Consider the following 13,885-nt stretch of genomic DNA (forward strand, 5'->3'; position numbering starts at 1 on the left):
ACACTCAGGATGTCACTATGGACTATCAGTTGAACCTGGACTGGCAGGCATTTTTGCATAATCATTGGCAAAAACGGCCTTTACTGATCAAACAAGGCTTCCGTCAATTCATTGATCCCCTTACTCCCGATGAACTCGCGGGTCTGGCTATGGAAAATGAAGTTGACTGCCGCCTGGTCAGCCAGAAAAATGGCCGTTGGGATGTCTCTCATGGTCCATTTGAAAGTTACGATCATTTAGGTGAAAAAGAGTGGTCACTGCTGGTACAAGCGGTTAATCACTGGCACCATCCTTCCGCCGCATTAATGCAACCATTCCGCGTATTATCTGACTGGCGGATAGACGATCTGATGGTCTCCTTCTCTGTTCCCGGAGGTGGTGTTGGTCCGCATCTAGACCAATACGATGTGTTTATCATTCAAGGAATGGGTCGCCGTCGCTGGCGCATCGGGGAAAAGCTACCAATGGAACAGCGCTGCCCTCACCCCGATCTATTACAGGTTGATCCCTTTAATGCCATTATTGACGAAGAGATGGAGCCAGGCGATATTCTCTATATCCCACCTGGATTTCCGCATGAAGGTTATGCCATCGAAGAGTCACTAAATTATTCAGTTGGTTTCCGCGCCCCCAATTCCCGTGAGCTTTTCAGTAGCTTCGCCGATTATGTGCTGGCTAATGATTTAGGCAGCTATCGTTATAACGATCCTGATCTGACTTTCCGTGAAAATCCAGCACTGGTCCAGCCGCATGAATTATCAAAGCTACATGCCATGATGAACGAGTTATTGGCACAACCTGACACTTTCCAGCAATGGTTTGGTGAATTCATTTCTCAGTCACGGCATGAACTTGATATTGCTCCACCAGAGCCACCTTATGAAAGTGATGAAATTTATGAATTAATGAAACAAGGTGAAAATCTCCACCGACTTAACGGGTTGCGGGTTATAAGGATTGGTGATCAGTGCTTTGTTAACGGTGAATTGATAGATACGCCTCATATTAAAGCGGCTGATGTTCTTTGCCACTATTATGAAATTAATGCCGAAATGCTTGGTGAAGCGATAGATGATGTTCGTTTTATCAGGTTGCTCACTGCATTGGTTAATAGTGGTTACTGGTACTTTAATGATTGATACCTCACCTCAAGAGGTTAATTTCAAGGGAGTTATCAAAGATCATTAATTCTGTTTAACACCCAAGTTAGTGATTAACTCACTGCCTTTGAATCAGAGGCTCTGATTCAAAGGCGATTTTTGAATTTGTATATTAAAGGAAAATACAGATAAATCATGGTATTGCTATCACTCACAAGCAGAAAGCAAGACCTATTAATTTATCTCATATATCGAAAAACAACACAGCAAATTATCGACTTAGTTAATGCTGCACAACGACGGACTTATTTCCGATTTTTTAGACAACAATGCGGTTAATTCAGCAATACGCATGACAACATTGACAGCCTGTTCCATCCCTTCCAACGAAACAAATTCATGTTTACCATGATAATTATACCCTCCCATGAATATATTCGGGCAGGGTAGACCACGGAATGACAATTGCGCACCATGAGTACCACCACGAATAGGTTTAATAACGGGTTCAATATTACAATCCAGCATTGCTTGTTTGGCAATCTCAATAACATGCGGATATTTGATAACTTCATCATGCATATTGTAATAATTGTCATCGATAGTCAGTTCGATATAACAACCAGAATGCAACCCTTCACCGGCTTTTTCAGCAATTTTAATCATCTTCTTTTTACGCTCTTCGAAGTTATTCCGATCAAAATCACGAATGATATAGTGCATTTCAGCACGCTCAACCGTGCCTTTAATACGCTGCAAATGATAAAAGCCTTCATATCCATCGGTATGCTCCGGTGTTTCTTCCGATGGCAATGCCTGATGGATATGAATCGCCAGCGATAATGCATTGATCATGATATTTTTAGCATTACCAGAGTCGATATTATTGCCAACAATCTTAACGGTCACTACTGCCGCATTAAAATTCTCAAATGCCAGTTCACCTACACCGCCACCATCTACGGTGTATGCCCATTCAGCATCAAATGAATTAATATCAAAATAGCTTGCTCCCTTACCTATCTCCTCATCAGGTGTAAACGCAATCCGAATATCACCATGTAAGATATTGCTATTTTTCAGACGAACCATTGCAGTAATGATTTCCGCAATACCCGCCTTATCATCAGCGCCAAGCAGCGTTTTACCATCGGTGGTAATCAATGTTTTCCCTAACATGTTATGCAAGATAGGAAACATAACCGGCGATAACACTTCATTACCCGCTCCCAGAGCAATCTCGCCGCCTCGATAATTTTCCAGCATTTGTGGACTAACATTTTTCCCAGAGAAATCAGGTGAAGTATCAAGATGAGCAATAAAACCGATAGCAGGCACAGGCCAAGAGGTATTGGCAGGTAATGTTGCCATCACACAACCATGAGCATCCTGTGCCACATTGGAAAAACCTAATTCGATCAGCTCCTGTTTTAGCGCGCTAGCAAGTTCGAGCTGTCCATGACTACTGGGAATAGTCTTCGCTGACGGCTTTGACTGAGTATCAAAAGATATGTATTTAAAAAAACGCTCTAGTAATCTGTCCATTATTCTCTTCCCCCAGGGATTTTGTTACCTATTATGAGGAAGAGAAACACAATAATTATTGCGTCAAATCAGCTTTAAATTCTTTAATACTATCAATTAACCTTCTGGCATACTCATCTACTATCTTACTAGCCGGTCCATAGTGCTTTTCATCAAATAAACTTTCCACCTGACTCGGTTCTAAGTTCAACTCTACCGTGTGCGCCCCTGCCAGTTTAGCTTCATGTACAAACCCAGCCGCAGGATAAACATGACCAGAGGTGCCGATAGCAATAAAAATATCTGCCTGGGCCAGTGCGGAATAGATCTGTTCCATCTCCAAAGGCATTTCACCAAACCAAACAACATGTGGACGCAATGGCGAGGGGAACTGACAACAATGGCAGCGTTCATCTGTCGTCAAATCGCCTGCCCACTCAAACACTTGCCCAGATTGGCAACAACGAATTTTAAGCAATTCACCATGCATATGCACCGTGCGATAACTACCCGCCCGTTCATGAAGATTATCGATATTCTGAGTAATCAATAAAAAATTATCGCCAAGCTCACGCTCCAGCGCGGCTAAAGCATAATGCGCTGCGTTCGGTTTTATTTCTGATTGCTGAAGTTGATGACGACGAGCATTATAAAATGCCTGCACCAATTCTGGATCTTTCTGAAAACCCTCTGGTGTAGCAACATCTTCCACCCGATGCTCTTCCCACAACCCATCAGAAGAGCGGAAAGTCCGAATACCCGATTCGGCCGAAATACCGGCCCCCGTCAATACCACGATGTAAGGTTTTTTCATATTAAGCGCCAATCGATTATCCCTATAAAAAATCCGGCTACGAAATCTCTGCTGTCTCACACGCTTAACCTTACGAAGCCGGCCAAGCCGACTAAGCCGACGACGAACTCGCATACTGACTTCCTTTAAGATTTCTTAAATGCTGCTTAGGTTTCTGTTTTTTACACCATAACGTTTTGATTAGCTCGTGCCAATAACAGATTGATTATTTCCCACTTAAAATTCGGGCCGGATCAAGTCTACTTGCTCGTCGCGCCGGATACCAACTGGCCAATAAACTCAGAATCAGAGCCGTCGCCAGAACATACAGAACATCCATGCCATGTAACTCAGATGGCAAGAAATCAATGAAGTAAACATCGCCGGAAAGAAATTGATGCCCGATCAACTTTTCCAACCCATGAATCAGCGCTGTCAGATTCAGTGATGTCAACACACCGGCTACAACACCGGCAATACTGCCCGTCATACCCGTCAGTAACCCATACCAGAGAAAAACTGCTCTAATTTGCCTATCTTTAGCGCCAAGAGTTCGCAGGATAGCAATATCACTACTTTTATCTTTTACCGCCATAATCAAGGTAGAAACGATATTAAAACACGCTACGCCAATCACCAGAATCATCGCCAGATACATAATGCTACGTACCATCTGAATATCATGATACATATAGCCATAATTTCTCATCCAACTGCTGATATAGACATACTCTTGTGATGCTTCCCCGGCAGACTTTACCCGCTGATCAGCGGCAAATACATCATCGACCTTGAGCGCAATGCCCGTGATTCCCTGTCCATAATCCAAATATTGTTGCGCGTCAGCCAAAGGAATCAGGGCCAGACTATGATCAAGCAAGCCGCTCAATTGAAAAATCCCGCTAACCTGTAAACGAATTCGTTTCGGTTGCAACAATTTCATCTCAGGATCATTGTTCGGGATCATAACAGTCAGCCAGTCACCCCGTTTAACCTTCAAGGCATTAGCAACCCCCTGCCCCAGAATGACCTGTTGATGACCGGCTTGAAAATTTTGCCAGGCATTATCTTGTACAAATTGTGGTAATGAGCTGACCTGAGATTCAGAGGCTAAATCAACGCCTCTCACCTGAACCGCATGTAAGCTGGCGCCTTTTTCCATCAAGCCAGTGAAAGTAATATAAGGTGAAGCAGCAACCACACCGGTTGTGTTTTTTACCCGTTCCAATGCAAGTTGCCACTGTTCAAAAGGCTGATGAACCGTATAGATTTCACCATGAGGAACAACAGAGAGGATGCGGTTTCTCAATTCTCGTTCAAAACCATTCATGGCACTCAGACCAATAATCAGAACAGCGACACCAAGCATAATCCCTAGCGTAGAAATCACAGAAATCAGAGATACCATACCGCCACGGCGACGCCCGCGACTAAATCGCAAAGCAGTGACCAAAGAGAGAGGCAAATTCGCCATTACAACGCCCCCGCCAGGGTCAATTTATCCTGTAAATAACCATCACGCATTTCCACCTGACGATTTAATCTGCCGGCGAGATTCAAATCATGGGTGACGACCAGAAATGCCGTGCCTTGCTGCTGGTTGAGCTCGCCCAGTAATGCAAAAATGCTATCTGCATTACGTAAATCGAGGTTACCGGTAGGTTCATCCGCTAAAACTAAAGAGGGTTCATTCACCAACGCTCTGGCAATTGCCACACGCTGGCGTTCACCTCCAGATAATTCTGATGGACGGTGATGAGCTCGCTTCTCCAGACCAACGGCCGCTAGCATTTCTAATGCTTTCTTCTGCGCCTGATTACGATTTTTACCGCCGATCAACAGCGGCATAGCGACATTCTCTATCGCATTAAAATCTGGCAACAAATGGTGAAATTGATAAATAAAGCCCAATTCATGATTACGCAGTTCTGCCCTGGCACTGGAAGACATTTTATTCAAAGAGCGCCCTTTAAACAGGACTTCACCAGAAGTCGGCGTATCCAACCCACCAAGCAAATGTAGAAGCGTACTCTTACCTGAACCGGAACTTCCCACAACCGCCATCATTTCACTCTGATTGATAGCAAAAGTGACATTTTTCAGCACCTCGGTCAGTACTTGTCCTTCCTGATATTTTTTACACAGATTATTACACAACAATAGTGGTTGATTATTCATAACGCAAAGCCTCAGCAGGTTGGACGGCAGCAGCACGCCAGGAAGGATATAACGTAGATAATAGGGCAATCGCCATCGCTGAAATTGCGATTGTAACAACCTGTAGCGGTTCAATGGCAACAGGCAGTTCAACCCCTGAGGTCAACAAGCCAATAAGCGGCATTAAGTTATTAAGCTGACTGGAAAGCAGAACACCAAACCCAGTTCCCAGTAAAGTGCCGATGACCCCGGCTCCCGCGCCCTGGATCATAAAAATCGCCATCACCTGACGCCGTACCAGCCCCTGTGTTTGCAAAATCGCCACTTCACCCTGTTTTTCCATTACCAGCAAACCAAGCGAAGTAATGATATTGAACGCAGCCACAGCAATAATCAGACTTAACAATAAGCCCATCATGTTTTTTTCCATCCTGACCGCTTGGAAAAACTCACCTTTACGTTCGCGCCAATCTTTCCACAACAATCCCTCAGGCAAGTTTTGTAAGCTCAAACTATCTACAGCCAATGGTTCTGAGAGATAGAGACGCCAGCCAGTAATGTGACCTGGCGGATAGCGCATCAGACGAGCCGCATCTTGCTGGTTAACCAGAATCTGTGTGCCATCGACTTCGCTATTAGATGCAAAAGTACCAATAACAGTAAATAGACGCTGACTAGGAATACGTCCCATTGGCGTCAACTGACTTGCACCTGGCACCATCAGGCGAATGCGATCACCACGTTTTACGCCAAGCTCCCCGGCCACTCTTTCGCCCAAAATAACATTGTAGCTACCGGGAGCAAGTTGATGACGATAAGCACCGATCAAATATTCGGCCAGCGGCTCATATTCATCAGAAGTGATGCCCAACATCACACCGACACCGACATTCCGGGCGCTTTGCAATACCACATCCCCCGTCACCAATGATGTAATCCTGTTAACCTGCTTTAGATCCGCAAGTTCACTGGCAGGATGCGCTTTTGGGTCTAGCGAACCGTTTACCGACGTCACAACCGCCTGTGGCATAAAACCGAGAATGCTGGTTTCCAATGAACGCTCAAAACCGTTCATCACAGACAATACTGTAATTAATGCAGCAACACCGAGAGTAATGCCAATTGCTGATAGCCATGAGACAAACCGACCAAATTTGTCAGCCGCCCGGCCACGCATATACCGTAAACCTATAAATAATGAGACAGATTGAAACATGAAATCTGTTACGCCCCTGTTGCCAAAGCAAAGTGTTCGGGGATAATAAAGGGTAGTTATATTTTATGGAACCACCAACACCCAGATTCTGTGGTTTTTTTATTTTCTCTCAACCAGCCTGCGTGTTTACTCGAAGACCATATATGCGTCGAAAGCCCGTTGGAATGGACTGAATCATAAAGAACACATTTACGCTTATGTCCTCAAAATATCGTTATGAACTTCCTGAACGCCGCGGTGATAACCGTCAATTAGGTCGACTTATTGGCGCCGCTTGCGCTGTAGAATGTGCTGAAATTATCGAGCGCCATCAAGGGCCTGTTGTACTGATAACCAAAGACATGCAAAACGCCTTGCGTCTGCATGATGAAATCCATCAGTTTACCGATTGCCCGGTTGATCTTCTTTCCGATTGGGAAACACTGCCGTATGACAGCTTCTCTCCTCATCAGGAAATCATTTCCAACCGCCTGTCTACACTTTACCGTCTGCCGACGATGACCAAAGGTGTTTTAATCCTGCCGATAAATACCTTAATGCAACGGGTTTGCCCGCATGAGTACCTTAACGGACATGCATTGGTTATGCATAAAGGTCAGAGACTCTCGCGGGACAAACTTCGTGCTGAATTAGAACAGGCCGGCTACCGTAGTGTCGAACAAGTTCTTGAGCATGGCGAATTTGCTACTCGTGGCGCACTACTTGATCTCTTTCCAATGGGAAGCGAGCATCCTTACCGTATTGATTTTTTCGATGATGAAATCGATAGCTTACGCATTTTCGATGTTGACAGCCAACGCACGCTAACTGAGGTTAAGCAAATCAACCTACTGCCTGCTCATGAATTCCCAACAGATAAAGAGACGATTGAACTGTTTCGCAGCCAATGGCGGGAACGTTTCGAAGTCCGTCGTGACAGTGAGCATATTTATCAGCAAGTCAGCAAAGGTACGCTACCGGCAGGGATAGAATACTGGCAACCATTGTTTTTCAGCCAACCGCTGCCTGCATTGTTTGATTACCTGCCTGATAACACCCTGATTCTTAGCCAAGAAATCAATAATGCCGCTGAACGTTTCTGGCAAGATATTCAACAGCGCTTCGAGAGCCGTAAAATTGATCCAATGCGCCCTCTCCTCCTCCCAGAAGAACTTTGGCTCCCGGCGGATAAATTATTTTCAGCGCTAAAAAACTGGCCCCGCATTCAACTTAAAGCGGAAGAATTGAGTAAAAAAACGAGCCACGTAAACCTTGATTATCAATTACTGCCCGATCTCTCCGTTGTTGCACAAAATAAGGCGCCGCTGGATAAACTTCGCCGTTTCCTGGAACAATTCAGTGGCCGCGTAATTTTCTCCGTCGAAAGCGAAGGACGAAAAGAAGCATTACAGGAATTATTGTCACGAATAAAGATTAAACCAATTAAAATCAATAGATTAAATCAGGCGCAACCACCCGGCCACTTTTTGATGATTGGTGCCGCTGAACATGGTTTTATCGATACAAAGAATGAATTTGCTCTAATCTGTGAAAGTGACATGCTCGGTGAGCGTATTGTTCGCCGCCGTCAAGATACCCGCCGCACGATTAATACCGATACCCTGATCCGTAACCTTGCAGAATTACGCCCCAATCAGCCGGTGGTCCATTTGGAGCATGGCGTTGGCCGCTATCAAGGGTTAACTACTCTGGAAGCAGGTGGTATCAAAGCTGAATATCTGATTCTAAGTTATGCCGGCGACGACAAACTCTACGTTCCGGTATCTTCCCTGCATCTAATCAGCCGCTACGCAGGTGGTGCTGATGAAAATGCCCCATTACACAAATTGGGCGGAGAAGCATGGAACAAAGCCCGCCAGAAAGCAGCCGAAAAAGTGCGCGATGTGGCCGCGGAACTGCTTGATATTTATGCTCACCGCGCCGTAAAACCCGGATTTGCTTTTAAACATGATTGGGAACAATACCAACTGTTCTGTCAGAGCTTTCCATTCGAAACGACCCCAGATCAAGAACAAGCGATTAACGCCGTTCTGAATGATATGTGTCAACCAGTAGCGATGGATCGCTTAATTTGCGGTGATGTAGGATTTGGCAAAACCGAAGTTGCAATGCGCTCCGCATTTCTGGCAGTCCATAATGACAAACAAGTAGCGGTCCTGGTTCCGACAACACTACTGGCTCAACAACATTTTGATAATTTCCGCGACCGCTTTGCTAATTGGCCTGTACGTATTGAGATGATATCCCGCTTCCGCAGCGCCAAAGAACAGCAGCAAGTCGTTGAAATGGCAGCCGAAGGTAAAGTCGATATTATTATTGGTACGCATAAACTGCTACAAAGCGACCTGCGTTGGAAAGACCTTGGCTTGTTAATCGTCGATGAAGAACATCGGTTTGGTGTTCGCCACAAAGAGCAGATCAAAGCCATGCGTGCCGACGTCGATATTCTGACCCTTACCGCAACCCCAATTCCCCGAACGCTCAATATGGCAATGAGTAGTATGCGAGACCTCTCAATTATTTCGACTCCTCCCGCCCGTCGTCTGGCAGTTAAAACCTTCGTGCGCGAGTATGACAGTCTGGTTGTGCGAGAAGCCATACTGCGTGAAGTTTTGCGCGGAGGCCAAGTCTACTATCTCTATAACGATGTTGAAAATATTGAGAAAGCGAAACTGCGTCTCGAAGAGTTAGTACCAGAAGCACGGTTCGCAATTGGTCATGGGCAAATGCGTGAACGGGATTTGGAACGAGTGATGACTGATTTCCATCATCAACGATTTAATGTTCTGATTTGCACCACAATTATTGAGACAGGCATCGATATTCCAAGCGCCAATACCATCATTATCGAACGTGCTGACCATTTCGGCCTGGCCCAATTGCATCAATTACGTGGACGCGTCGGACGCTCCCACCATCAGGCTTATGCTTACCTACTGACACCACATCCGAAAGCAATGACAACCGATGCGCACAAACGTCTGGAAGCCATCGCCTCCCTTGAAGATTTAGGCGCAGGCTTTGCACTGGCAACTCACGACCTTGAAATCCGTGGAGCCGGCGAACTCTTGGGCGAAGAACAAAGTGGTCAGATGACAACCATCGGCTTCACTCTCTACATGGAGATGTTGGAAAGCGCTGTCGATGCACTAAAAGCAGGCCGCAAACCTTCACTTGAAGACTTGACCAATAGCCAAACTGACGTTGAATTGCGGATACCTATTTTGTTACCCGATGATTATATTCCCGATGTCAATATGCGTTTGTCTTTTTATAAACGTATCGCCAGCGCCAAGGACGAATCAGAATTAGCAGAATTGAAGGTTGAATTGATAGACCGATTCGGCACATTACCTAATCCGGGGCGCCATTTATTACAATCAGCAGCCATTCGCTTGTCAGCTCAGAAGTTAGGTATTAAACGAATAGAAGCCCATGAAAAAGGAGGATTCATCGAGTTTAGTGAGAAACATAAAGTCGATCCAACTTATCTTATCGGCCTGTTACAGAAACAACCTGAAATCTACCGGTTGGATGGCCCCGCTAAACTGAAATTCATCACCGCTCTGAACGAAAGAATGGCACGTCTGGAATTCATTCAGCAATTACTTGATACGTTTGAACATCATCAAATCTGTCCTTAAGTCATTTTCACTTCCCCTATGACTGATCGTCAGTCTATGGGGAAGTACTGCAATTTAATTCACATTGCATAACTACTTTTTTCTACGTAACCCCGCCAAAATCGAGACCAATATTCATTTGTACTATTGAATAATTATGCTGTGATTTATTCATTAATATTTATTCTAAGATAACAAACATATCGTAATATCCATATGGAATAAGGATTATTTCCCCGACTGGGTTAAGGACAAATTCAGTTTCCGAAAAATAATAACCCGACATGATTATAATAACAGTCTATATTATTAATCTGATACAAGAATTTATTTTCTGTCTGAATGACACATCCCCGTTATAATTATATTTTTTTCTTATACAATAATCACAACATATAATCACTATAAATACATTACAGAAGAAAAACAAATTACTTATCAATTTACATACTCAATTATTTATCTCATAAAAAGTGATCGGACCAGTTTTTAAATATTTTAATAACCACGTAAAACTTTGCCTTAATGTAACAATCGATCAAATATATTGATTAACTATATAATTTATATTCAAGCATATTGCTTATTATGAAATAGATTATTAGATATTCTTAAATATTATATTATCTTTTAATTGCGTTATCTTACACTTCGTCTATACCAATTAATTAAACCGCTATTTATCTATTTTAAAGAAACAAAATAATAAATATATTTACAACAAGTATGAGAAATCGTAATTATGCAAAGTGCCACTATTGATAATATTACTCCCGAAAATGTTTCTGTTAATGATATTTCCATGCAGATTTTATGTGAATTATTACAATATCGCAGACACCTTACTGACTCAGAGAAAAATACAGATCAAGAAAGAGAGATTGTTAAAACTGTACAATTACCTAGAATTGAATATTTTATCAAGAAGAAAAAGCCTATCGAATTCATCTTACCGGCATTCCCAACCAAGTCACCAAACAGAAATAAAGTACTTGGCACCTCCCCTGATATGGCAGAGCGCTTGTCTTTGATTTTTCTTAATTCTCTTTGCCAGCGTATTCAGCTTTATTATCCGCCTGGCGCCCGCATTATTATTTGCTCTGATGGACACGTTTTCGGTGATCTCATTCACGTCAGTGATACAGTTATCAGCCAATATCATGAAGATATTAAACAATTACTTCATGAAATGGGTGCTATCAATTTAAGTACATTTAACCTTAATGACGATAAGGAACTCTGCGAACATAGTGATGATTTCAACTTGCAGAGACAGATGTTAATTAAACATTATGCCCGCACAGAAGAATCTATCAAAGAAGAACTATTGCAAAATAGTGACGGATTACAATTATATCGTGCAGTCACTCGTTTCTTATATGAAGACAGCTTATTACCCGGCTATACTGGCTCAAACAATGCTTTACAAAAAGATGCCAAACAAAGGGCCGTCGGTGTTATTCAACGAAGTTGGGCATGGGGAAGTTTATTAGATACTCATTTTCCAAAAGCCATACGTTTATCTATTCATCCTCAGCCAGCAAGTAGTATTAAACTTGGTATTCATATGATGCCAACCCGGGATGATTGGTTAACCCCTTGGCACGGTGTCGCAGCCAATGTAAATGGACAATTCATACTTATGAAACACAAAGAAGTCCAGATGATGGGTGGAAAGCTAGTTAATATTCATGGAAAACCCAGTCACTATGTAATTTAACGTAAGATGGTAATTTAACGTAACATGGTGATTTAAAGAGAAATTATAATTAAAGGAAAATAACTATGACAGAATTAAATAACTTCCAGACAGAAGAGATAACCCCATTTGGTTTAAAAATTACTCCTCAATATTCCGATCAACATATTGATACATTATCAGTGGAACAACTGAAAGAACTGACTAGAAAACACAATCTGCTTATATTACGTGGTTTCAAATCTGACTTATCTGACCACAAAAAATATGAAGAATATGCCCATAATTGGGGAGAAATAATGATGTGGCCGTTTGGTGCTATTTTAGATGTTCGTGAACATCAAGATGCTACCGATCACGTTTTTGATAACAGCTATATGCCATTACACTGGGATGGCATGTATAAACCGACCATTCCCGAATTTATTATGTTCCATTGTGTCCACGCACCTGAAAGTGACCAAGGGGGCAGAACAACCTTTGTCAATACTCGTCGTGTTGTTACTAATGCTACTCAACAGCAACTAGAACAATGGAAAAATATATCTATTACTTATCGCATTAATAAGGTCACTCATTATGGTGGAGAGGTTCATTCTCCTCTACTGGAAGAACATCCTGACGGAAACGGATACGTTATCAGATATAATGAACCCGCGATAGATGGAGAAAAATTCCTGAATAAACATGCTATTGAATACCATAATATCAGCCCTGATCAAGTAGCGGAATTTCAGCAAGATTTCATCAAAACACTCTATGATAAACGCCATTTATATGCTCATACATGGAAAAAAGGCGATCTGGTGATTGTGGATAACTTCTCTCTGCTACATGGACGTGAAGGATTTACCTCCAAATCAGAAAGACATTTACAGAGAATCCATATTCAATCTGATCCAATATTTAATAATCAAGCGTTAAGATCATAGTATTCTTATACGATGAAGAACTAGAAAGATTATTTGATTCCCACTGTAATTTATTGGGAGTCAAATGATCTATCTTTATGAAAAATTGCATTTATTAGTCGAACCCACCGTTTTCTTGAGCAAAATTAAAATCTTTTGAATTATCTCCTTCGCCAGCCTTGATAATCTCAGTATAACATTTACACGTTTATTTTGATTGTAAAAAAATAATTATCAACCAAAATCATTTTTCCATTATAGTCGTTATTAATAGCTGAAATATAAATTCTCTTGACCATAACACTGTTACCCTTTTTCGCCGCACGCTTACGCATCAAGTATAAATTAAATGGTCTGAGTCCAGTAAAATACAGGACTCGGACCTTAATGAAAGCGTGATTTGAATTGTCTGATTTTGGGGAGCAATTCACAAGGCCGAGGTAGTTTTGGCTGTCATATTTTTCAAACAAATATTAATTATAAAAAATTCACCTACTCCCACTGAATATTGTTTATAAAATAGTTTAATTTTAACCATTATTTAATAAATGTCCTTTTAACTCGAATAGATATAATAAAGTAAGGCACCCATACACATGCATAAAACACAGTTCTAAAAAGCAAGAAAAGATGATTATAATCCAGTTTTATTTCATATCCATAATGAGCCAACGCTAAATCGGTGATGACAAATAATGAGGTAAAAACTAACAGGATAATGTAAAACAAAGGTGTTTTCTTCTTTTTTCTAAAGAAGAGAATAGATGTATAAAGTGCAATTCCAAAAATAATTGTAAAACAGAAAAACTCAAATCCTATAAGGATACGTAATTCACCCAGAGAATCATAACTAGAGTTTAAG

General features: G+C 42.1%; 10 protein-coding genes. 4 read left to right on the forward strand and 6 right to left on the reverse strand.

Annotation, left to right across the window (positions count from 1 at the left end; all coding sequences use genetic code 11):
- Positions 1-17: 17 nt before the first annotated feature.
- A complete protein-coding gene (locus tag C6H66_RS05550; protein WP_046395885.1) occupies positions 18-1,139 on the forward strand; it encodes a ribosomal protein uL16 3-hydroxylase in 1,122 nt (373 codons plus the stop codon).
- A 240-nt stretch (positions 1,140-1,379) separates the two neighbouring features.
- Here C6H66_RS05550 and pepT read toward each other — a convergent pair whose 3' ends face one another.
- The 5 genes from pepT to lolC form a co-directional block, all read right to left on the reverse strand.
- Positions 1,380-2,645 carry a peptidase T gene (pepT, locus tag C6H66_RS05555; RefSeq protein ID WP_105395030.1) on the reverse strand — a complete coding sequence of 422 codons (1,266 nt, stop codon included), beginning with the start codon at positions 2,643-2,645 and terminating at the stop codon, positions 1,380-1,382.
- Positions 2,646-2,700: 55 nt separating this feature from the next.
- A complete protein-coding gene (gene cobB / locus C6H66_RS05560; RefSeq protein ID WP_105395031.1) occupies positions 2,701-3,552 on the reverse strand; it encodes a Sir2 family NAD+-dependent deacetylase in 852 nt (283 codons plus the stop codon).
- 91 nt (positions 3,553-3,643) lie between these two features.
- Complete coding sequence (lolE, locus tag C6H66_RS05565; protein ID WP_105395032.1) at positions 3,644-4,891, reverse strand: lipoprotein-releasing ABC transporter permease subunit LolE; 1,248 nt, start codon at positions 4,889-4,891, stop codon at positions 3,644-3,646.
- On the reverse strand, positions 4,891-5,595 hold the full coding sequence (lolD, locus tag C6H66_RS05570) for a lipoprotein-releasing ABC transporter ATP-binding protein LolD (protein ID WP_036781490.1): 705 nt from the start codon (positions 5,593-5,595) through the stop codon (positions 4,891-4,893). Before lolD ends, lolE begins: the two co-directional genes overlap by 1 nt.
- The gene (gene lolC / locus C6H66_RS05575) at positions 5,588-6,790 is read right to left on the reverse strand and encodes a lipoprotein-releasing ABC transporter permease subunit LolC (protein ID WP_105395033.1); all 1,203 of its coding nucleotides are present in this window, start codon (positions 6,788-6,790) and stop codon (positions 5,588-5,590) included. Before lolC ends, lolD begins: the two co-directional genes overlap by 8 nt.
- A 197-nt stretch (positions 6,791-6,987) precedes the next feature.
- Here lolC and mfd point away from each other — a divergent pair, with 197 nt between their 5' ends.
- The 3 genes from mfd (at position 6,988) to C6H66_RS05590 (ending at position 13,044) form a co-directional block, all read left to right on the forward strand.
- Positions 6,988-10,434 carry a transcription-repair coupling factor gene (gene mfd, locus C6H66_RS05580; RefSeq protein WP_105395034.1) on the forward strand — a complete coding sequence of 1,149 codons (3,447 nt, stop codon included), beginning with the start codon at positions 6,988-6,990 and terminating at the stop codon, positions 10,432-10,434.
- A 721-nt stretch (positions 10,435-11,155) separates the two neighbouring features.
- Positions 11,156-12,133 (forward strand): L-tyrosine isonitrile synthase, encoded by a 978-nt coding sequence (pvcA, locus tag C6H66_RS05585; RefSeq protein WP_105395035.1) that lies wholly within the window; start codon positions 11,156-11,158, stop codon positions 12,131-12,133.
- 65 nt (positions 12,134-12,198) lie between these two features.
- Positions 12,199-13,044: a TauD/TfdA dioxygenase family protein gene (locus tag C6H66_RS05590; RefSeq protein WP_105395036.1), complete on the forward strand. Its 846-nt coding sequence runs from the start codon at positions 12,199-12,201 to the stop codon at positions 13,042-13,044.
- Between the two features lie 516 nt (positions 13,045-13,560).
- Here the strand turns inward: C6H66_RS05590 and C6H66_RS05595 are convergent.
- Positions 13,561-13,885: DUF2569 family protein (locus C6H66_RS05595; protein WP_105395037.1), on the reverse strand; the 325-nt coding region annotated here is incomplete at its 5' end.

This window comes from Photorhabdus hindustanensis (genome assembly GCF_002968995.1).
GTDB lineage: Bacteria > Pseudomonadota > Gammaproteobacteria > Enterobacterales > Enterobacteriaceae > Photorhabdus > Photorhabdus akhurstii.